Source organism: Clostridium sp. AM46-21, assembly GCF_003480025.1.
GTDB lineage: Bacteria > Bacillota > Clostridia > Lachnospirales > Lachnospiraceae > Coprococcus > Coprococcus ammoniilyticus.
Map to the genome: position 1 here is coordinate 40,630 of NZ_QUIB01000014.1, position 22,197 is coordinate 62,826.

Annotated in this window: 23 protein-coding genes; 19 read left to right on the forward strand and 4 right to left on the reverse strand. The window is 40.3% G+C overall.

Translation table 11 applies throughout. The features are described 5' to 3' along the window. Both DW959_RS10340 and DW959_RS10345 read left to right on the forward strand, forming a co-directional pair. Positions 1-864 (forward strand): DegV family protein, encoded by an 864-nt coding sequence (locus DW959_RS10340; RefSeq protein WP_117822580.1) that lies wholly within the window; start codon positions 1-3, stop codon positions 862-864. A 177-nt stretch (positions 865-1,041) separates the two neighbouring features. Beyond that, entirely contained in the window at positions 1,042-1,584 is a 543-nt protein-coding gene (locus tag DW959_RS10345; RefSeq protein WP_008400622.1) for an NADH peroxidase, read from the forward strand. A gap of 115 nt (positions 1,585-1,699) precedes the next feature. Here DW959_RS10345 and DW959_RS10350 read toward each other — a convergent pair whose 3' ends face one another. Further along, positions 1,700-2,575 (reverse strand): DUF6709 family protein, encoded by an 876-nt coding sequence (locus DW959_RS10350; RefSeq protein WP_117822581.1) that lies wholly within the window; start codon positions 2,573-2,575, stop codon positions 1,700-1,702. 303 nt (positions 2,576-2,878) lie between these two features. Here DW959_RS10350 and DW959_RS10355 point away from each other — a divergent pair, with 303 nt between their 5' ends. The 6 genes from DW959_RS10355 to DW959_RS10380 all read left to right on the forward strand — a co-directional run bounded on the left by DW959_RS10355 (position 2,879) and on the right by DW959_RS10380 (position 11,131). Then, positions 2,879-3,571, forward strand: coding sequence for a VanZ family protein (locus DW959_RS10355; protein WP_117822582.1), 693 nt, complete (start codon positions 2,879-2,881; stop codon positions 3,569-3,571). A gap of 104 nt (positions 3,572-3,675) precedes the next feature. Then, entirely contained in the window at positions 3,676-4,530 is an 855-nt protein-coding gene (locus tag DW959_RS10360) for a chorismate mutase (protein ID WP_117822583.1), read from the forward strand. 26 nt (positions 4,531-4,556) lie between these two features. Beyond that, complete coding sequence (gene pyrF / locus DW959_RS10365) at positions 4,557-5,477, forward strand: orotidine-5'-phosphate decarboxylase (protein WP_008400628.1); 921 nt, start codon at positions 4,557-4,559, stop codon at positions 5,475-5,477. 102 nt (positions 5,478-5,579) lie between these two features. Further along, positions 5,580-6,344 carry a dihydroorotate dehydrogenase electron transfer subunit gene (locus DW959_RS10370; protein WP_117822584.1) on the forward strand — a complete coding sequence of 255 codons (765 nt, stop codon included), beginning with the start codon at positions 5,580-5,582 and terminating at the stop codon, positions 6,342-6,344. Continuing rightward, the gene (locus tag DW959_RS10375) at positions 6,344-7,255 is read left to right on the forward strand and encodes a dihydroorotate dehydrogenase (protein WP_117822585.1); all 912 of its coding nucleotides are present in this window, start codon (positions 6,344-6,346) and stop codon (positions 7,253-7,255) included. The genes DW959_RS10370 and DW959_RS10375 overlap by 1 nt, the downstream gene beginning before the upstream one ends. A 54-nt stretch (positions 7,256-7,309) precedes the next feature. Beyond that, positions 7,310-11,131 carry an EAL domain-containing protein gene (locus DW959_RS10380; protein WP_118662769.1) on the forward strand — a complete coding sequence of 1,274 codons (3,822 nt, stop codon included), beginning with the start codon at positions 7,310-7,312 and terminating at the stop codon, positions 11,129-11,131. Positions 11,132-11,172: 41 nt separating this feature from the next. Here DW959_RS10380 and DW959_RS10385 read toward each other — a convergent pair whose 3' ends face one another. The 3 genes from DW959_RS10385 to DW959_RS10395 are packed head-to-tail and all read right to left on the reverse strand — an operon-like array spanning position 11,173 to position 13,570. Continuing rightward, on the reverse strand, positions 11,173-11,376 hold the full coding sequence (locus DW959_RS10385; protein ID WP_117807487.1) for a hypothetical protein: 204 nt from the start codon (positions 11,374-11,376) through the stop codon (positions 11,173-11,175). A gap of 15 nt (positions 11,377-11,391) precedes the next feature. Continuing rightward, positions 11,392-12,579 (reverse strand): sodium/glutamate symporter, encoded by a 1,188-nt coding sequence (gene gltS / locus DW959_RS10390; protein WP_008400636.1) that lies wholly within the window; start codon positions 12,577-12,579, stop codon positions 11,392-11,394. 25 nt (positions 12,580-12,604) lie between these two features. After that, positions 12,605-13,570 (reverse strand): TAXI family TRAP transporter solute-binding subunit, encoded by a 966-nt coding sequence (locus DW959_RS10395; RefSeq protein ID WP_117807488.1) that lies wholly within the window; start codon positions 13,568-13,570, stop codon positions 12,605-12,607. A gap of 548 nt (positions 13,571-14,118) precedes the next feature. On the opposite strand from DW959_RS10395, the gene DW959_RS10405 reads away from it, so the two are divergent. From DW959_RS10405 to DW959_RS10460, 11 genes are all read left to right on the forward strand, one after another. Beyond that, entirely contained in the window at positions 14,119-14,526 is a 408-nt protein-coding gene (locus DW959_RS10405; RefSeq protein WP_015534773.1) for a TnpV protein, read from the forward strand. After that, on the forward strand, positions 14,498-15,526 hold the full coding sequence (locus DW959_RS10410; protein ID WP_015534772.1) for a ParM/StbA family protein: 1,029 nt from the start codon (positions 14,498-14,500) through the stop codon (positions 15,524-15,526). Before DW959_RS10405 ends, DW959_RS10410 begins: the two co-directional genes overlap by 29 nt. Before the next feature lie 9 nt (positions 15,527-15,535). Beyond that, on the forward strand, positions 15,536-16,054 hold the full coding sequence (locus DW959_RS10415; protein WP_015534771.1) for a hypothetical protein: 519 nt from the start codon (positions 15,536-15,538) through the stop codon (positions 16,052-16,054). Positions 16,055-16,740: 686 nt separating this feature from the next. Next, positions 16,741-17,133: a plasmid mobilization relaxosome protein MobC gene (gene mobC / locus DW959_RS10420; protein ID WP_015534770.1), complete on the forward strand. Its 393-nt coding sequence runs from the start codon at positions 16,741-16,743 to the stop codon at positions 17,131-17,133. After that, positions 17,133-18,980 (forward strand): relaxase/mobilization nuclease domain-containing protein, encoded by a 1,848-nt coding sequence (locus DW959_RS10425; RefSeq protein WP_015534769.1) that lies wholly within the window; start codon positions 17,133-17,135, stop codon positions 18,978-18,980. The genes mobC and DW959_RS10425 overlap by 1 nt, the downstream gene beginning before the upstream one ends. 186 nt (positions 18,981-19,166) lie before the next feature. Next, positions 19,167-19,838 carry a hypothetical protein gene (locus DW959_RS10430; RefSeq protein WP_055144775.1) on the forward strand — a complete coding sequence of 224 codons (672 nt, stop codon included), beginning with the start codon at positions 19,167-19,169 and terminating at the stop codon, positions 19,836-19,838. Positions 19,839-19,846: 8 nt separating this feature from the next. Continuing rightward, the gene (locus DW959_RS10435; RefSeq protein ID WP_117874275.1) at positions 19,847-20,200 is read left to right on the forward strand and encodes a DUF6572 domain-containing protein; all 354 of its coding nucleotides are present in this window, start codon (positions 19,847-19,849) and stop codon (positions 20,198-20,200) included. Between the two features lie 10 nt (positions 20,201-20,210). Further along, positions 20,211-20,489 (forward strand): hypothetical protein, encoded by a 279-nt coding sequence (locus DW959_RS10440; RefSeq protein ID WP_055144769.1) that lies wholly within the window; start codon positions 20,211-20,213, stop codon positions 20,487-20,489. 583 nt (positions 20,490-21,072) lie between these two features. Then, on the forward strand, positions 21,073-21,417 hold the full coding sequence (locus tag DW959_RS10450; RefSeq protein WP_118616076.1) for a hypothetical protein: 345 nt from the start codon (positions 21,073-21,075) through the stop codon (positions 21,415-21,417). Beyond that, positions 21,414-21,860 carry a hypothetical protein gene (locus DW959_RS10455; RefSeq protein WP_158564587.1) on the forward strand — a complete coding sequence of 149 codons (447 nt, stop codon included), beginning with the start codon at positions 21,414-21,416 and terminating at the stop codon, positions 21,858-21,860. The genes DW959_RS10450 and DW959_RS10455 overlap by 4 nt, the downstream gene beginning before the upstream one ends. Continuing rightward, positions 21,841-22,170 (forward strand): hypothetical protein, encoded by a 330-nt coding sequence (locus DW959_RS10460; RefSeq protein ID WP_243003549.1) that lies wholly within the window; start codon positions 21,841-21,843, stop codon positions 22,168-22,170. Before DW959_RS10455 ends, DW959_RS10460 begins: the two co-directional genes overlap by 20 nt. The last annotated feature ends 27 nt before the right edge of the window (positions 22,171-22,197 follow it).

Genomic DNA, 22,197 nt, shown 5'->3' on the forward strand with positions numbered 1-22,197 from the left:
ATGAATGATTATGTTATATTGACAGATTCATCCTGTGATCTGCCGGATGATATCGTGAAGAAATATCAACTGGAGATCTTACAGCTTGATTTTATTGTTGAGGGCGAGGGAAGTTTTCATAATGATCAGGCAGATATTGAGAAAGTATATAGCAAATTAAGGAATGGGGCAAATATCAAGACTTCTGCAGCAAATATCTCGCAGGCATCGGAGGCAATAGAAGCTTTATTTAATCAGAAGAAAGATATCTTATATCTGGGCTTTTCATCCGGGCTTAGTTCTACTTATCAGACCGTGTATATGGCCGGTCAGGAATTGATGGAGGAGTATCCGGAACGAAAGATGGTCAGTGTTGATACTCTTGCGGCATCTATGGGACAGGGACTTTTGGTATACAAAGCATGTCAGGCAAGAGATGAAGGAAAAGGTCTGGAAGAAAATGCACAGTATATCGAAGATATAAAATTAAAACTGTGTCACTGGTTTACAGTAGACGATCTGTTTTTCTTAAAAAGAGGCGGACGAGTATCCGGTGTGACAGCGACAGTTGGCACAATGCTGTCGATCAAGCCGATCCTGCATGTGGATGACGAGGGACATCTGATCAATGTAAGTAAGGTCAGAGGAAGAAAAGCAGCGATCACAGAGCTTGCAAACCGGATGGAGAAGCTGGCGGTACATCCGGAAGATCAGGATATTTTTATCAGTCATGGTGATTGTATAGAAGATGCAGAGAAACTTGCTTCTATTATTAAAGAGAGATTCGGAAATGACAGGATCACGATATCCTATGTCGGTCCGGTGATCGGAGCACATTCGGGTCCGGGAACACTGGCATTGTTCTTCCTTGGAGAACACAGATAAACAGCTTCTTACAGAATAAGGATAGCCGGAACAAAGTTTGATTAAATAAAAAAATAATTGAGAATCATTCCTAATAACTATTGACATTTATCAAAAATTGTGTAAAATAGAATCATAGAAATTGATAACGTTTCTCAATAAGAATAATAATAGCAAAAAGCAAAGGAGATTTTAATTATGGCAAAGTTTGTATGTAGTGTATGTGGATATGTATATGAAGGAGAAGAAGCTCCTGCACAGTGCCCTGTATGTAAGGCACCTGCTGAGAAGTTTATCAAACAGAGTGATGATAAGACATGGGCATCTGAGCATGTTGTAGGTGTAGCACAGGGTGCACCGGAAGATATCATGGAAGATTTAAGAGCAAACTTCCAGGGCGAATGTTCAGAAGTTGGTATGTACCTTGCAATGGCTCGTGTAGCATTCAGAGAAGGCTATCCTGAGATTGGTAATTACTGGGAGAAGGCAGCTTATGAAGAAGCAGAGCATGCAGCTAAGTTTGCAGAGCTTCTTGGTGAAGTAGTTACAGATTCAACAAAGAAGAACCTTGAGATGAGAGTAGAAGCAGAGCATGGTGCAACTGCCGGTAAGACAGATCTTGCAAAACGTGCAAAAGCACTGAATCTGGATGCAATCCATGATACTGTTCATGAGATGGCAAGGGATGAGGCAAGACATGGAAAGGCATTTGAAGGTCTCTTAAAGAGATACTTCGGTTAATCATTCTATGAATGATCGTGCAGAATAGCACAGAACACTAATTAAGAAGTAAATATATAATACACTCTAATAAAAAATCCGGCTGACAGGAATTTCCCATCAGTCGGATTTTGTGTTAGTCTTTCAATTTAAAAGATGAAGTTCCATCGCCATCAAAGGTGTCAGGATCTAAGCCGCTTGTGGTTGCTTCAGATGTATTGTTATCTGAAAATGGAGTCGTTGGCTCCTGTGCATTGGGATCGGCATAGCCTGAATTCATGCTAGTGTTCATATCAGGAGTTGTTGGATTGCCATAAGCACCGGTATATGGTTCTGGCTGGATATCCGGACCGTATACAGTGTTCTTGTGACGGATAATACCTAATATAATGAGCAGGATACCAAGACCGAGAACTACAAGACCGATAATGATAGATGTACGGGATCCCTCTTTTGTCATGATCTTAATATAGTATGGAAGCATATAAGAATCCAGTGTAGCTTTTTCTGTGGAGGTAAGAGTGATATCATAGGCAGATTCATACATATCGTAGATATAATTTTTCATATATCCCATAATCTCACTGTCTGATTTGCATAATTTGCCGATGTAGTGTAATGTACCCGGATCTGCACCTGACTGAGACCAGGTGTGATCGGATAAAGCTTCAAGCTCAGACTTTTTTGATTCAGCAATATTCAGTCCAATGTAGTATTCGTTGTCTTTAAGTGCACTTATCAGATAATACTGGTCTGTTGTTCTTTTGAATACATAATTTGTAGTTTCAACATTCTCACAGAAAGAATAAAAAGCATAGTCAACATCAATCTCTACATATTTTCCGGCATCCAGATCCTTTTCAGATGCGGTATTCAGATTGAGCAGATCCCCATTCAGTTTGCTGTAATCCCGGATTCCCTGAAAGGCAAATACGATACCGATGATTATCAATATAATGCCTGGAATCAGGAGATCGGAAAATTTCTTCGTCCTCTTATTTTTGTTAAACATATAATGTCCTCCCATTTTTTGTTTTTGTGAGCAAAAATCTTCTTTTTGTAGTACAATAGAATACAAGTTGCGCTCTTTTGAAATTTTATCAAATCTGCAATCTTTCGACAATGTGAAATCTGCTGAAAAAAAGCAGCTATTATAAAGGTATGCGGGATGTTTGAATATTATTTTTTGGATAATTTGACCAGAGTAAATTATTTCAGAAAAACACGGGAGAAGAAATGGCAAGATGAAAGAACAGTAAGGTAAAAGAATAAAGAATGAGTCGAATGAACATATCAGAAAAGGATTTAGACAGAGATGCAGAAGAATAATTCAACAAATAAAGCAAAATCCACAAATGCAAATAAAGCTAAAACTTCAGGCGGATCAAGAATAACAAAAAGAAAAGCAAATAAAAATACAGACAGATCGGCAAATAGTAAATCCTCATCAGGAAAAAGAAAGCAGAATACAGCGGACAGTAACGACCGTTTTCTGTATCTGATACCGGTTGTTATATGGATGATATTTATATTCTATATGTCAGGAAAGACTGGACAGGAATCCTCCGGACAGAGTGGGAAGATCAGTTTGTTTATAACAAATCTCTTGGAAAAGGTACGGCAGGATTCACCGCAGGAGATGCAGAATCTACAAGATATTCTGGAGCTTGTTATAAGAAAGACTGCACATATGACAGAATATGCGATCCTGTTCTTACTTTCATATCTGGCAACGGTGAAGATATCCATGAGCCAGAGCAGATTTTATAACAGAAGCATAGCTGTCTTAATTTCGTTATTATATGCATGTTCGGATGAGATGCATCAGTTATTGGTTCCGGGCAGGAGCGGAAAAATGATCGATGTCGGGATCGATATGGCAGGAGTGTTGATTGTTCTAATATGTATGATTCTGTCTAAGAATACGAAATGGAAGATCATTTGTGGAGTACTTTTGGGAGTGCTGTTGGTTGCAGCATTTGTCGCTCTGCTATTTGTCCCGTTTTGAAAAACTGACGCAGGACTTCGATCATTTCCGTGTGCAGCGGTTTACTTCATGCTGAAAAAATGATATATTAATGAATATATGTTATGCCAAAAGGAGCCGGAGAAATGACATTAGAGGAAGTTAGAAAGCAGATCGACGTGGTTGATAAGCAGATCAAGTCGCTGTTTAAGGAACGAATGATACTTGCAGATCAAGTCGCAAGGGTAAAGGCGGAATCAGAGGATGCTATATATAAGCCGGATCGGGAAGAAGCGATCATAACGAAGCTGACCGGGGATGTAGACGACAGCATCAAGAAAGAATATACGGCACTGATCAAGCGTATTATGGAGGTCAGCAGAAAGTATCAGTATGGGAGAACATTAGAACTTCGTAATTGTCTGAATGTATCGTTTGTGACGGAGGAACCGAAGGTAAAGAAGCTTGCCATGCTGAAGCATGAACTTTACATATGTCAGGGCTATTCCAGAGATCTGGTAAATACGGTCAGTGATTATGAACAGGTCATGGAGCTGATCCGGAAGGATGAAGCAGATGCCGGAATGGGTATATTTGAGGATATCAGCTATGGCGTATCGGATTCCCTGCATGAAGCACTTGCCATGAATGATCTCTATATTTACAGGTGTGATGAGGTGTTGGACGAGGGACACCGGAAGAAGGTCGTTACATTCGGGAAACAACTGGTAGTTCTGCCGGAGCATAACCGGTTAAAGATCGTATTTGTATGCAAGAATAAGAGCGGAAGTCTGGCGAGTGTATTATCGATGATATCCGATTATGGCGTGAATCTGACCGAGATCCATTCGGTGCCGTTCCGTGGAGGAGAATGGAATTATCGGTTTTATATCGAGTTAAACGGAAACCTGCTTCAGAAAGAGATCCAGGCACTTGTATTCCAGTTGATAAATGAGACAGAGACATTTAAGATACTTGGAAGCTATTATTGTGAACAATAAATTTTTATATATAAGGGAGAAAAGACATGATAGACAAATTAGTAAAAAAAATCAAAGAGACAAAGGCACCGATCGTTGTTGGACTGGATCCGATGCTTTCCTATGTGCCGGAATATATAAAGAAGACAGCATTTGATGAATATGGTGAGACTTTAGAGGGCGCAGCGGAAGCCATCTGGCAGTACAATAAGGGTATTGTGGACGCAGTTCATGATCTGATCCCTGCTGTTAAGCCGCAGATTGCTATGTATGAGCAGTTTGGTATCGAGGGCTTAAAGGTATTCCAGAAGACGGTTGATTATTGTAAGTCAAAGGATCTGGTTGTGATCGCAGATATTAAAAGAGGCGATATCGGATCAACATCTGCAGCATATGCAGTCGGACATCTTGGAAAGGTTGCGGTCGGAAGTAAGACATATTCCGTATTTGGTGAAGATTTTGCAACTGTAAATCCATATCTTGGTACCGATGGAATCAAGCCTTTTGTAGATGTATGTAAGGAAGAGAAGAAGGGAATCTTTGTACTGGTCAAGACATCAAATCCTTCATCCGGTGAATTCCAGGATCGTCTGATCGATGGTAAGCCGTTATATGAGCTGGTTGGCGCTATGGTTAATGAATGGGGCAAAGATACGATCGGTGAGAGCGGTTACAGCAGTGTCGGTGCTGTTGTAGGAGCAACGTATCCAGAGATGGGTAAGGTACTTCGTAAGATCATGCCGAAGTCATTTATTCTTGTTCCGGGCTACGGAGCACAGGGCGGTAAGGCTGCTGATCTGGTACATTATTTCAATGAAGACGGACTTGGTGCGATCGTAAATTCATCCAGAGGGATCATTGCAGCATACAAGCAGGAGAAATATGCTTCATTTGGCGAAGCAAATTATGCAGATGCTTCCCGTCAGGCTGTTGTTGATATGATTGAAGATATCAACAGCGTATTATAAATATCGGATTTATCAGAAAAAACGATCTGTCGTTCACTTTAGTGTGGAGACAGTGGCGGTGAGACAGATCATGTGGAAGAGATCACGGGAGGACATAGATACATGGGAAAAGTAAAGATAACAGCAGGGGTTGTGAGCCAGACCTGTATAGCAACAGATATATATAGTCTGATCCTGAAAGCAGGGGAGATTGTATCGCAGGCGGTTGCAGGTCAGTTTGTTTCTGTATATTCAAAGGATGGAAGCCGCATGCTTCCAAGACCGATCAGTTTATGTGGAATTGATAAAGAAGCAGGTACGCTTCGTCTGGTATATCGTATCGCTGGAAAGGGAACAAATGAGTTCTCAAAATTACAGGCAGGAGATACGGTTGATATTCTTGGTCCGCTTGGAAATGGCTTTATGAAGGAGTCTGGAAAAGCAATTCTGATCGGTGGAGGAATCGGAATTCCACCGATGCTGCAGCTTGCAAAAGAGCTGGACTGTGAGAAGTCCATCGTACTTGGATACCGGGATGAGCTTTTCTTAAATGAAGAATTTGAACCATATGGTAGTGTGTATCTGTCTTCCGAAGATGGAATGCATGGAACAAAGGGAAATGTAATAGATGCGATCAAAGCATGTGCGGTAACCGGTGATATCATATATGCCTGTGGCCCGACTCCGATGCTTCGGGGAATCAAACAGTATGCGGCAGAGCAGAATATCCGTTGTGAGATTTCATTGGAAGAAAAGATGGCATGTGGTGTAGGCGCCTGTCTTGCCTGTGTCTGTCAGACAAAGAATGTGGATGAGCATTCAAAGGTACACAATGCAAGGATTTGTGCAGATGGTCCTGTCTTTTATGCTGAGGAGGTGGAACTGTAATGAGTAAAGTAAATATGGCGGTAAACATCGCAGGAGTAGAATGGAAGAATCCAATTACAGTTGCATCCGGTACATTTGGTTCAGGTATGGAGTATTCGGAATTTGTCGATCTGAACCGTCTGGGAGCAGTTACGACAAAGGGTGTGGCAAATGTTCCGTGGCCGGGCAATCCGACACCCAGAATTGCAGAGACATATGGCGGAATGATGAATGCCATCGGACTTCAAAATCCGGGTATTGATACTTTTATAAAAAGAGATCTTCCGTTCCTTGCAAAATATGATACAAAAGTGATCGTAAATGTATGCGGAAAGTCAAAGGAAGATTATATAGATGTCGTAGAACGGCTGGCAGATACAGATATTGATATGCTTGAGATGAATGTATCCTGCCCGAATGTAAAAGAGGGAGGAATTGCATTTGGTCAGAAGCCGGAAGCTCTTTATGATATAACACAGGCAGTAAAGAAGGTTGCAAAGCAGCCGGTGATCATGAAGCTCAGTCCGAATGTTACAGATATTACTGAGATGGCAAGAGCTGCGGAAGCAGGTGGAGCAGATGCACTGTCACTTATTAATACACTTACAGGCATGAAGATTGATGTTAAGCGTCGTACATTTGCTGTAAAGAATAAGACTGCCGGTGTATCAGGTCCTGCGATCCATCCGATCGCAGTACGGATGGTGTTTCAGGTTGCAAATGCTGTCAAGCTTCCGATCATAGGCATGGGTGGTATCGCTACGACTGAGGATGCTCTTGAAATGATTCTGGCAGGTGCATCGGCAATCGCAGTTGGTACAGCAAACTTCAATAATCCATATGCAACAGTGGAGATTGCAGATGGAATTGAAAAATATCTGATCGAGAATCAGATTGATGATATAAATGAGTTAATTGGGTGTGTAAAATAAAAGATATTGGGTTATCTGCTTTACAGGATGTATTGGGGAGGCAGTTAGTTGGTTATGGAAAAACAATTTGAAGAAATTATATATTCCAGATATCAGGCACGTATCAGAGATATGAGGATTCTAAAGGTAGATGAGGGATTTGAACAGATCCTAGGTTACTCTGCGGAAGATGTAGAACGCTTACAGCTTCATGTAAAGGATATTATGCTAGATGAAGACTGGGAGGATTATACACAGATCATCTATACAAAGATGACGAGCCGGGGAGAAGCATATCTGGGACATCGGTTAAAAAAGAAAAATGGTGAAGTTATATATGTATTCTGTTTTGGGCGGGCATTTCAGTCGGAAGAAGGAGAAATGTGCGGAGAAATCCTTATTACAGATATAACAAATACCAAGAAGCTGTCGAAACAGCTTGAAAATCTGACCGATATTAATTCTGAACTTAATATGGAATTAGCGGATAAGAACCGTATGCTGGAGTCCATTCTCAATAATCTGGCGGGTGGTGTCGGAGTATTTGATATCGGAAATAAGAAAATTACAGTAGAATATATCAGTGAGAGCTTTTATAAGATGTTCAATCTGGAAAAAGGTCAGCTTGGTACAGAAGGAAATGAATATATCAATCTGGCATTTGAAGAAGATCGGAAAGAACTGAAACGACAGATTAAGGAGACCTTGTTGTCAAATAAGATGACAATTGGTGAATATCGCTTTATTAATAAAAATAATCCGGAATCATATTATTGGGTGCAGGTATGCCTGTCGCTCCTTGCAGCAAGAAAAAGCGTTTTTTCCATATGCGCTGTTTGTGTAGATATTACGAATAAAAAGAAAGAAGAACTGGAAAAGAGTGCACAGACCGAGATGTTGAAGTTAGTGGCGCAGGGAAGTGATGAACTCTTGTTTACCTATACGGTTGAAGATGACAGCATGGTTATATCTAAATATATGGATGGCAGAACCGTAACGGTTTTTGATGATAAAGATTTTATTGCAAACCTTGCTCAGTGTCAGTTGATCTACTCGGAAGACAAAAAAGAGGTATCAGACGTATTGGCTGAACTGACAGCTGTTAAGGATACCGAAACCGTTGAAATCAGGGTCGATTTTATCGGTAACGGTATGTATCTCTGGCATCGTGCAATGCTTGTCAGTGTTGCTGATACAAACGGTGTGGTAAAAAAGATTGTAGGTAAGTTGTATTCGATTCATGAGGAGAAACTGCAGAGTCAGGAATTAATTCTGCGTGCGGAACGTGATTCCCTTACAGGGGTTTATAATCATAGCACCTTTGTGTCTAAAGTATCCAGGTTTCTTGTGGAATTTGATGAGACGCTGTGTGCACTCTATATGATCGATCTGGATGATTTTAAATTAGTAAATGACGCATTGGGACATTATGCCGGAGATGATTTGTTGTGTGACACAGCAGTTGTTCTGGAGAGTGTTGCAAATACATATGGTGGATTTTGTGGTCGTCTCGGTGGAGATGAATTTTCTATGTTTATTCCGGATATAGTCGATGAAGATACGGCATGCATGGTTGCGAAGACACTTAATAAAGGAATTCGTGCGATTAAATGTAAGGCGGAGCACTCGGCATCAATCGGTATTGCAGTTGATACTATATCAAAGTCATTAAAATTCGATTCTTTATATTATAAAGCAGATCAGGCGTTATATTATTCCAAGCGGCAGGGCAAAGACCGCTGTATGCTTTTCTGTGAGAAGATGGATGAGGCTAAACCGGTATTAAATTCCAAGTTCAGCAGTTATTCGGATGAAGAGGATTATCTGTTGGATGACATCTCAGATGTTGTATATGTAACGGAGATGAATTCTTATAAGCTGCAATATATGAATAAGGCAGCCAAGCTTGGTGTTGGTCTGGATGAAGATGATACTTCTTATATTGACAAGCATTGTTATAAGGTGCTTCAGGGTATGGATCTTCCGTGCAGCTTCTGCACGAATAAGCTGTTATCAACGGAGAAGAGTTTTATCTCGCATCATAAGAATCTCAATAACGGAAAAGAATATGTTTTAAAAGACAGGATTGTAAACTGGCATGGAAGAAAGTGTCGTATGGAGATGGCTGTTGATATTTCTGATGCCGATAAAGTAACACAGGTTCTTTCTAACCGTTATGATATTGAGGATGCGTTGGTATCCAGTATTACACAGATTTCTACAGGAGTAGAGCATTCCTTAAATTACAGCAAACTGTTAGAAACACTTGGAGAGTATTATGGCGCAAAACATGCTTGTCTGGTGGAATGTGATTCCAATAAGTTATATGAATGTCATGAATGGAAATCAGCAAATAGTAATTCGTATGGGAAAAAACTGGAGATCTTTTATAAAGAAACTGTCCGGAAAGAACTGCAGAGTATATCTAGTAAAAAAGGTGCACTGATCATTAATCATATTTCGGACTACCCATACAAAACATCGGATCTGTATTCGTTTTTTTTGGAAAACAGGATATGGTCAATGTATTCTGTTCCGATCAAAGACAATAAGTCTGAGATTATTGGAAGGATCATTATCTTTAATCCGCAGCTTCACAGTGGTGACCTGAAGCTTATGAATCTTTTGTCTTTGTATATTGGAAATGATATTGTCAGCCGGGCGCTTGCAGAAGAACGAAATTATGAAGTGACGCATGATCGTATAACGGGAGCATATAATCGTATCTGCTATATGGATTATATAAACCGCAGACAGAATCTGGAATCAGTGGGTATCGTGATTATTGATATCAATGAAGTGCGTAATATATTTGATGAATTTGGACAGTCCTTTGTTGATAATCTGATGATTGATTATTACAGACTGTTAGATAAGGTATTTCCGAAATCCTGTATTTATCGGATTGGGGATGACGATTTTGCTGTAATTTGTGAGAATATTTCACAGTGTGATTTCCTGGATCAGGTTCGTGCATTGAAAGGTCAGCTTAAGATTGGCGATTTTACGGCATGTATCGGATATGTATGGGATGATTATGAGAAAGATATCAAGCGGATGGAAAACCATGCGTATGATATGCTCTATATGGAGAAACAGAAGTGGTACGATCAGAAGGATGAACATTCTTATAAATGGAGTACATTAACGAGAGAGCTTGTAAAAAAAGACATTAAAGACGGAATGTTCTTTGTGTATTTACAGCCGAAGGTGGACTATTCGAATGGTCGTTGTTATGGTGCAGAAGCACTGGTGAGATATGCCAAACCGGATAACCTCGCAAATGTGATCGATCGTCTGGAAAAAAGCAGAAATATAAAGTATATGGATCTCTTTGTGCTTGAAAATGTATGTAAAATGCTTATACGTTGGAAAAAAGAAGGGTATAATCTGATCCCGGTCTCCTGTAATTTTTCCAGAATATCTCTGTTGGAAGAAGATATGCCGGAGCGTATCAATGCGATTGTTGAATCTTATGGAGTTCCAAAGGATATGATCGAGATCGAGATTACAGAGTCTGTTGGTGAGATGGAACATGAGATGGTTACCAGAATTGCAAATAAACTGCATACTGCAGGTTTCAGGATTGCCATGGATGACTTTGGAACAAAATATTCCAATGTATCGATTCTTTCTTCTATGAAGTTTGATGTGATCAAGCTGGATCGGAGTATGGTTTATAATATAGACAAGAATATAGCCAGCAGAACGATTCTAAGACATCTGGTTGAGATGTGCACAGATCTTGGAGTGGAATGTATAGCGGAAGGAGTAGAGACCAAGGAACAGGCAGAATACCTGAAGGAAATGGGATGCAACCATATTCAGGGCTATCTGTATAGTAAGCCTGTGAATATTGAATCCTTCGAGCAGGTCTATATGAAGCGTGATGAATAAATAAAAAACTCCCTACAGTGATATCGACTGTAGGGAGTTTTTTATTTTTTCTTCCGGATATGAACTTCAGGGATGGCGACATCATAGGAGATGTTCGCTTCCTCCTTGGAAGATTCTGTATGTACAGGATTCGAAGTGTCAGCGTCATTCGAATCCGAGTCTGACTGCGTATGAATTTCAGGGATTGCGAGATTGTCGTAAGTCAGATTATAATCTTTTTTCTTATCTTTTCTATGTCCGAACATGAGAATATCCTCCTTTTATAACAGGTTGATGAAGAATGTAATAACAAGGCTGTTGATAAAGTCTGCAAATAAACTGCCAACAAGCGGAATCAGGAGATAGGCTTTTACGGATGGCGAATATTTATCACAGATTGCCTGCATATTTGCCATGGCATTTGGTGTTGCCCCCATTCCAAAACCACAGGTTCCGGCAACCAGAACAGCAGCATCGTAGTCACGTCCCATGATGTTGAATTCAACAAAGTATGTGAACAGACAGATCAGAATAACCTGACTGGTCAGCAGGATAAATAATGGAAGAGCGAGAGATGCAAGCTGCCATAGTTTTAATGTGATCATTGCAATACCGAGGAACAGGGAGAGAGCAATACCGCCAAGATCGTTGATCTCACCCATATGAATCGTGAATTTACCGGAATATTCACCGATATTTCGAATCAGTGCGGCTGCGATCATAGCACCGATGTAGATTGGAAAAGTTAACCCGGTTTTTGTCAGTAACCATGAGAATATCGTTCCGAGTCCTATTGCAAGGATCAATTGAAAAACAGCGGCTGCATACATATTTGTATGACGTTCATGTTTCTTTTCTTCTTCGATCAAAAGGCTGTCATCTTCAGGCACAACCGTTTCTAACAGATTCTTTTTCTCGATCAGTCGTTTTCCGAGTGGACCGCCGATCAGACTTCCGGCGATCAAACCAAAGGTTGCAGCTGCGGTACAGATTGTGGTTGCACCGGATATGTCAAAGTCTTCCAGAACCGGACCGAAGGCACCTGCGGTTCCGTGTCCGCCGACCATTGGGATTGATCCGGTACACATACCGATCAGAGGGTCAAGTCCAAGGATCCTGGACATACCGACAGCAAGCAGGTTTTGAAGTACGATCAGAGCAATAACAAGCCCCAGAAAGACCGCCAGTGATTTGCCACCGCTCTTTAAGACCTTCAGATTTGCCTGAAAACCTACAGAGGTAAAGAAGAATACCATACAGACTTCCCGTAGGGTATCATCAAAGGAAAATTCTGCCAATCCCGTACTGTAACAGATACAGGTGAAGATTGCAAATAAGAGTCCGCCGATAACAGGAGAAGGTATACAGAATTTTTCCAGAAAGAAGATCCTTTTTTTCAAAAATGTTCCAAGCATCAACACAAGGACGGCAATCGCAAGTGTCTGATACATATCTAATTGAATTTTCATAATTACCCTTTCTTATGTTCAGAAATTATCGTACATCAACGGTAATCCCTTTTTCTTTGTAGTAAGCAGCAGCCCCTTTGTGAAATGGGATCGTGATGCCCTTTGTTGCTGCCTGTTCATTTAACTGCATATCGATCGAAAGTGAATATTGCAGATCATTTGCATGTTCAAATAGAAGCCTCGTAAGATCTTCTACAGTATCCTTCGATAAGTCGTTATCTGCAAGCATGACAGCCTGCACACAGACCGTTGATACATCCTCGGTCTGACCGGAATAGGTATTTGCGGGAATGATAAAATCGGAGTAATACGAATAAGCAGACAATAGCTTATTTTTACAACTGTCGTTAAGTCCGATCAAACGGATATCACAGGTTCTTGTCAGCTCTTCAATGACCGTGGTCTGAATGCCTGCTGTAACAAAGAAAGCATCAATTTCACCGGAAACCAGGCTTTCGGCAGCATCGATATAGTCAAGGTTTGTGGTTTTGACCAGATCGTTATTCAGACCGGCAACCTCAAGGATCTGTTTTGCATTTCGTTCCGTACCGGAATCGGATGCTCCGATGCTTATGGTTTTTCCGGTCAGGTCATCGAGAGACTTGATGTTTGAATCTTTTTTTACAATGATCTGGCAGGCTTCCGGATACAGAGAGGCGATAGCGGAATATCCACTGATCGATTTCCCCACAAATGTGCCTGTTCCATTTACTGCGTCATCAATCATATCATTTTGTGCAATACAGAGATCAATGTAACCGTCGGCAAGCAGTCGTAGATTTGCCGCAGATCCAGCAGTCTTCTTTGCTTCAATGCTGTAATCAGGGGCATCGTTGTTGACCAGACCGGCATAAGCATTTGCAAAGGTATAATAGATACCGCCGATATCCGCTGCACCGAATCGGATGGCGTCTTTTTTGCTGCTGCATCCTGTTCCGATAGTGGAAATAAGCAGGATCAGACAGAGAAAAAGTGCTGTTTTTTTCTTCATATTGATAAAATTTCCTTTCTAATGTATATATTTTTTCGTAAATATGGTAATATAGGACGGAATTGTTCTAAAGGTATGTCGAAAAATATAGACCTTTGGCTATTGTACAACAATTAGATACAAAATGGAACAGAAAAATTAACCATTTGTGTTTCGAAACCATTTGTGCTAGAATGAGTTCGAAATGCCTAACTAAAGGGTACATAAATGGTCTGAAATCAAGGAGGAATGAAAGAAAAATGGAACAGTACAAACAGGAATTTATCGAATTCTTGGCTGTCCTGTTTTGAAGACTCTCCCAAACCTCGAAAAACGCCGTATTTACAAGGCTTACAGCACTTTTACAGAAATCGCAAAAGTATCGTAACTTATCGTAAAAGTGTGTAGTTTATCATAAAAAGTGTGTAGTAAAGTGTGTAGTACAAACGAATAGGAATCATCAGATGAGGATGATAAAAGTATAAGTCCATGTACTTGTAGAAATGCAGGTATGTGGGCTTTTTTTATTATCAAAAATTCAAATGGATTATGGAAGGAGAGTTAAGATTATGAGTAATGAAATTTCATTGTTTGAGAAGCTGGGAGGTACTTATACAGAGGTGGATGGTATTTTGTATCCGAATATCGGTATGGATGATACTGATACGAAATCCGATACGGCTTCGGTTGTAGCAGCCGCCGATATCGGAAAATACGGTCATCTGTGGATTTGTTATATGAAGGAAAACCACCCTGACAGGTATCGTCATCATATTAGGCTGGGTCAGCTTCTGATTAGGGCAAAGGAAGTAAATGAGGAGGCTTATGAGATGTTAGATAGGATTGTAGAGAAGTATCTGGTGAAGCATAAGCCAAAGGATGCACATTCCACTATGGAAATGTGGAAAATAAGAGAGCAGGCAAAACAGCTTGCGGAGGAGGTTATTTATGGAGAGATTGTTTACAAGTATCACTAATGCAGGAGCGACTGCAACACAAAACAAAAATATTATGCAGACCGGTTATTATGCCGGAGAAAGAGAGGATTTTATGAGAGAAAATTTATTTATGACTGAAACAACTATGGCACCTGTTAAAATTGCACTGGATCATGGCTGGAGTTCCATTAAGGGCGAGCATACTTTTATGGAGACTTCTATAGTTCCGGTGGATTATGAGCCTCTTACCAAGAACGGACTTTTGGAGTATAAAGGGAAAAAGTATATCGTAGGACAGGGCAGACTTGGAAAGCAGGCAACCAAGACAGAGAATGAGAACTATTTTCTGCTGACCCTTGCAGGGATTGCCAAGGAATTGCAGTATCAGGGTAAGACAGCGGCTTCTCATGTGGAATTATATGCAGGTGTGCCTCTGACCTTGTTTGGTGCGGAGCGTAAGGAGTTTCGTGATTATCTGTGGCATAAGGAGCGTATTTCTTTTACCTTTGAGGGAGTGCATTATTCTTTCTTCATGGATAAGGTAAAGATTTATGCCCAGTGTTATGCAGCTATTGCGAACCGTATGGGAGATATGGACAGACTCAGATGTGTGGACTTGGGCTCCTGGACCTTGGATATATTAAGCGTCCGTGACAGAATCCCTATGGATAAGGATGCCTGTACTTATGAGCTTGGACTGATTACCACCATTGAGCGTATCAAAAAGGAAGCCCTTCCCAAGTTAAAGTGTGAAATGCCGGAGGATGACATTGTTGATGTTATCCGTGGAAAGCAGTCCAATGTAAATGCTGACTTTATCCCTTTTATTGAGAAGGGCTTACAGCAGTATGCAGACGAGGTGGAAGCGAAGCTTCGGGAGATTAAGGTGGATTTAATGCATGAGAATATTGTGTATGTGGGCGGTGGCGCCTGTGTGATGAAGCGTTTTGGCAGAGCGCAGGGCAGAAACATCCAGTATGTAACGGATGTGAAAGCCAATGCCATCGGCTACCGTTATCTTGCAGAAAATCTGGGATAGGAGGCTTTTATGGGAAATGCAATATCTTTTCGGTTGAATCCGAAATGTGAAAGTGACAGAAAAATCCTTGCGTGGCTGGAGGCAAAATCCAGCCAGCCGGGATATCTGAATCAGACAGAGCTTATCAAGCAGGCATTGTTTTCTGCTATGGAAAGTGAGCAAAGGGGCATTCGGGAAAAGGAAACCACAGAATGGATGGAGCAGGCAATCAAAAGCATGGCAGAGGAATTTACCAAGGTGGTGCAGGAGTCCTCACAGAATATGGCTAACAATATGTTTGCCGGAGTTCTGGGAGCAATGGCTCAGCAGATGAATATGGGAGTTGTTCCTATGGCTACGTTGCCGATGTCTGGTGCAGTTCCTAATGGTATGACAGTTGCTGTACCGAATGTAATGCCTTCTGCTGTAGCAGCTAATGTGCCGGAGCCAACGGTTCCCGATAATGAACTTGCCGCAGATACTTCCAATGCTATGGATAGTGCCACAAAAGATATGCTTGGAAGTCTGTTTGATATGGATGATGAGTAAGAAAATGAAAAATCACAGTATGACGGACTGTCTTACAAAAAGGTGCCTTGTATGAGGAAATGACCTTATCTGTAAGACAGTTCTTTTTCTATGGGAAAAGCTGTGATACGAAATTCTTACGAAGCCAGCCAAGCCTTTGGCAAAAAATAAAGTCTGCTTGCAGGCTTTATTTTTATGTCCATAAGGCGAAAAAGCTAGGGCTTGGGGATGTCAAATCCCCAACAAGTTCCTGCCCGTGTATATACAGGGCGGAACTTGCTCTACCTTATGCGACGTATCCGGAGCCCATGCCGACTTAGGTCGGCACGCATCAGCGAAAGAAGGATTTCTTAAGGAAAATGATGCGGAGGCTATAGCAGGATTTCTTATGAGAAATGTGATTAGCAGATTTCTGTAAGACAGGTGTATGACACATTTCCATATATTCGGCGAGCGAATTATAACGAGCCGCAACAGACTGCTAAAGGAAATATCCGTGAGTGCAACGAGCGCATTGGTGAGCGACCTTAGGGGAGCGAGGCTATGCACGGGGGGGGAGATGCAGAATCTGCATCGGGGAAAATCTTCTGACGTATCCGGCAGTTTAATTATTCTATTGGAGTAGCAATTAAAAATTTATATTTTGTAGGTACGAGGGAGCAGGTATTTATTTACCTGCTTTTTTGTGTATCGGAATGGAGGAATTTATGAGAAATACAGATAAAAAGAAAGAGAATATGGTTCTGATGTCCATGCGTATTTCGGCAGAGGATAAGGAAGAGATTGAAGCGAAGGCAAGAAAGACCGGGCTTAGCACCTCGGAATATATCAGACGGTGTGCATTAGGAAGAAAGCTTCCTTGTTATGGTGATACCAGTCTGCTGAAGGAGTATTCCATGCAGCTGGGCAAGATTGGTTCCAACCTGAACCAGATAGCAAAGCACTTAAATGGTGGCGGAGATTTTTACAGCATTTATTATGAACTGAAGGAAGCCATAAGGGAGCTGTTGGATTTGAAATTTAAAATACTTCCTGCATTGGAGGATGTTGCCTGTGGAAAGAAGCGTAGGCGCAAAAGTGGAGAGGATGGTGAAGGTTAATGGCGATTTTGAAGCATATCTCAGTAAAGAACCGATTTTATTCTTCGGCGGTGGAGTATCTTACCTGCCAGTTTGATGAATATACCAACAAGCCTGTGTTGGATGAAAAAGGCAGAATACAAGAGCGTGAGAATTATCTGATTGTAGGTGTGAACTGTGATGTGGACAGCTTTGGTGCAGAATGTATCGAGGTCAATCGTCTGTATGGCAAGAATAATTCCGTAAAGGATGTAAAGGCGCATCACTATATCATCAGCTTTGAGCCAAATGATCCCATTACCATAGAGCAGGCGTTGGAATTTGGCAAGCAATGGCTTTCGGTATTCGCACCGGGGCATCAGGCAGTGGTGGCAGTTCATCCGGATGGTCACAATGGCAGTCAGAATATGCACGTTCACATGGTTATCAATTCTGTCAGAAAGTATGCCGGAAAGCAGAGCAGGTGGCATGAGAAACCCTGTGAATGGAAGCTGGGCTGTAAGCACAAAAGCACCGGGAAGATGATGTTCCATGCAAAAAAGTGGGTAATGGAGAAGTGTATCCGACTGGGTTTAGGACAGGTAGATTTGCTTGCTAAGAAGCACACGGACAACTACTGGGTGGAAAAGAATCTGATGAATCAGAATGCCAAGGACGGTGTTGGTGTCACTTCTAACAGAGAATTGATTCGGGATACCATAGACAAGCTGTTGCCTTTCGTGGATTCCTTTGAGCAAATGGTTGAATGTCTGCAATTTATGTATAACTGGAAGATTCGTGTTACGAATAAAACAGTGACATTTTCCACGTCGGGTATGAAGCAGGGTATTCGAGGAAATAAGCTGGGAGAAGGTTATGGCAAAGCTGACCTTGTAGAAAGAATTGCAAAGGTTGTGGCAGAGCGTAATGCGGAAAAAGAAGCCCGTCGCATTGCTGAGGAAGTAGCAAGGGTAAAAGCAGAGGCACTTGCCAGAGAAGAGGCTGCAAGGAAGGAGAAACAGCTACAGGAGGAGCAGAAGCAGAGAGAGCTTCTTGCGCGGAAAAGAAAACTGGCATTTGACAGAAATCGTATTTGTCAGGATTATTGTAGTGAAGAGCTTGCAAGAGAGGACTGGAATAAAGACTATGTGGATTATCTGCAATCACAGTTTATAAATGTAAATGATGCAGCCGGATTCATGGAAGGGGAGCTTACAGCACCGGTTATGACCAAAGATGAGTTTGAGCGACAGCAGGCAGTAGAACTGTATCATGAAAAAGCTGCCAGAGCAGTAGAACTTTGGGATATGGTGTTAAGCCAGCTTTCCAGTTCTACCCATAAGTGGAAGTGGGAGTATATGGATTATTTGGAAGATATCAAATACCAAGATACAGCAGATGTGACTTTGGAGATGGCAAAGGAAGATATTATGTCTTATGAGGAATTTGCGGAAGTGAAGGACGCAGAGAAAGCAATACAAGAGCAGATTTCTGAGACTGTAGAGGATTCTAAGATCGCAGCTATTCAGACTGCTTCAATAGACGAGCTACTGGCTATTGTAGTATCAGAGGAAGCAGATGTTGAAATTCCTGAGACAGAAGAAAAAGTATCAGAAGATACAGAGGTTTTTCCGGAAACGATTGATTATACTAAGCTGTCTATGGAAGAACGTGCTTCGCTTCTACCTGTGCCTACAGATGATTATACAGCAGAATATAATGCTTACTGTCAGCGTATGGGATATACGAGAGAGAAGATGAATAGTATCCGTTATAAGATGACTGTGTATGATGAATTTATGGCTGAATATCAGTATCGTAAGAAATACTATGGTGTAAGAGATGATTCGAGAAGTATCAGCGTACAGAAGAGTAGAGAAACAAGGTAGTAATTATTAAAACGTAATATTTGCTATATTGTTATGTTGTGGGCGAATTGTTGTAATTTACAGTTCGCCCTTTAATAAAAAATATAGAAAATATAAGTGGAATGAACCTCCTGAACATGGTAAAATGTAGGTTGTACAAGTAGCGTAGTTGTATGTGTTATAAAGCTATTGATTGGTAGGTAAGATATGTTTGATAATTATGAAAGAAAATTGCATAAGTGTATTGCCAAATTTATAAAAAGAGCGAATAAAGACTATCCGGATTGGAGCGAAAGTCGCGACAATGGGGAATGGGAGATTGACTTAAATGAATTTGACGATATGTGTGATGTTATATTTGATATAATTAAGACCACGTCCTGTGATGAAGCTTCGAAGCAGATGCTTGATGATATTTTATTTGGGATTGCAAGGGATAACGAATGTAGCCGTATTGTAGCAATGTTATTAGATTATCCTGAGTGGTACGAATTATTATGCAAGAAAGTGTTGTCTACTGATTACATAAATGCAAAGTGGCAATTCGCAGAGAGTCTGAAGGATTGTAATGGTAAGGATGAAATAAGGGAGCTGATATTCGATTTTTTGCAGGTTGATAATGAGTATACACAGCGTCTTGCTTTGCAATCCTTAGCTTATATTTACCCGGACAAAGCCGAGGAGTATGCAATAGATTTTTGGTGGAGAGATAAATATAAGGATGATGCTTATGCATCAGAGTACCAAAAGATTGTGGTACTTCATGTGTTGCATATTATTCATTCGGCTGAACTTGAAAAATATTTGGATTTGGCGGATAAAAGTGAATATCGCTATTTGAAAGAAAATGCAGAGGAAATACGGAAAATAATGGAATAGGTGATGATATGGAGTTAGAGAATAACAATAATAAGCTGAACGTTGAAAATACAGATACCATAGATGGCTTGGCGTATGAACAGGAAACTTCAAGTTTGATACTTCTTCTTGCAGATGGAATGGACTGGTCAGATATGAATCGACATTTATTGTTGTTGCAGGAGAAACTCAATAATTATATTTGGTACATAGATTCCAAACAATATGAAGAAAAATATCCTGATGTAAAAAGAATAGAGTTGCGTGTAAGCTTTTTGTTTCAGGAACCGGAGGTATGTCATAAGCTTTTGGAAAGAGCAAAGCAGGTGTTTGTGGATGTGTTTGAAAATGTAGAGATGATTGTGGAGCAGGGACGGCCTTAGGGGGATTGATATGGGAAATTATATTAAGTTACAGCTGGAAAATATACTTACAGAAGGTCAAACCATTGCACCGGAGTATTGCGATAAGAAATATGTCATCTATTATAATCCCAAGGAAACCAGGCAGAAAGTACGCATAAATACAGATTATTATCAAAATGATAATGTAATGATGCTGTGTAAATCTTACGACAGGGGATTGTGTGATGCCATAGAGGAATATGAAAAGCTGAATTTAAAATACATTGAAAGTCAGGCATATGGTTCGTGGATGGATGGCGCCAGATAAGATACAGAAGGGAAAGCAAAATGTCAATATATATGATTCGAAGCAAATCCAGAGGACATCAGAGAAAATTTAAAAGACTGTTAAGATGGATGGATAAAATAGATCCATTTAAAAATGCAAATGATTTGCCCTTCAAAGATACAGAGGATTCATACGAGCATTTTCACGTACCATGCGGACCATGGCTTTCGAAACCTAAACCTCTGGTAAGATTAAGACTGCATTTTGTAAGAAATGGCTTGAAAAGACCGAGGAAATTATCGGTAACAAGCCGAAGGATTTACCATTTTGTAAGGTAGTAGCAGCTATAACCTATCCGGATGTACGGGAATCCCAGATTATTATTTTCTATGATGAGGAGTATTATAATTCCTTTTGGGACAGGAAAGGACCTTATCAGATATGGACGAGAGTGGATGATAAGCGTTCCTTTGCGAAAGAAAGAGGAATCATGACAAAGTTGCCTGAGATTGGATATATAGAAGAACTCAATGATGAAGACTATTATACGAAATCGAATATATGGTTTTATGGAGAGTGGATATAATATGCAGATTTCAAAAACTGTTGTGAGGTGTGACAGATGAAGGACAATGAATGTAGAATCATTAAAATTGAAAAGGATGCATTATTTGAATTCATATATGAGAATTTTATAGCAAATCATGAGGAACTAATGGATTTAGATGCGGTTGGATGTATGAATACATTTGCTATCGACTGGGAAGCGGGAGAATTTATCTTCTGTGCACATAAGGACGAAAACGAACACGGGGATATTGTTTCGTTTCCGAAAGACATTGATGTGAATGAATTGCTAAAGGTGATTCCGGCAACGACAAATTCTATTCTGGAACCCGGTAAAAAATATATGGATTATACCTTTGATGAGTTAAAGAAATTGCAGAAAAAGCAGGTGATTATTTGAGTATTGAAGATTTCAAATATTATTGGAGATTTAGCGATGAAAAATATGCAGTACTATCTGAACAGGAACTATCTACAATAAGTGTTATATCCAAGGATGAAGTAGAGAAGGAATGGATTCGGATTTGTGAAAAGGAAATATTTCAAGAGAGTGCATACATAAACGATATCGTTCATCATAGTGCTCCAGTATTAATTAAAGATTGCCAGTGGGGAAAGAATGAAGATAAAACCAGAGAAGCTTTTGAAACATTTTTTAGTGAATTAAATGTGGACAAGATATTGGTATATTATGACTGTGAAAATGGCTTGCAATTGCCAATTAATCTTTTTTGTACAAAGTGGTCGGATTTTTGTTATCCATCTGATTTGGTTTTGATTTTGTTGCCGTCGGTGATGGTTGTTTATTATGAGGATATAGTATATGGACCATACAGAATATAATTTGAATGCAGTAGATTTTAACTATTTCTTGGCAGAATTGAGAAAAGGCGAAATTATGAATGAAACATCCTTCTATTTTGTTGGTGAAATAAGTGAACCAGAACACTATATAGGTTGCCTTCCACAGTACGATAAACCCTACTGGGCTGGATTGTGTGATATTCCTAATGGAACGGAATTTTTAACAGCAGATGAATTAGTGAATGCAACAATTTATAGAGGAAAATCATTAAAAGAAAGATGGGATGATGTACGAATTATCTGCATGGGTGGAATTCCGGTAGATGATTACATGAAGTTGAGTGATTAGCGATAGAAACTTTAATGGTGTTATAAA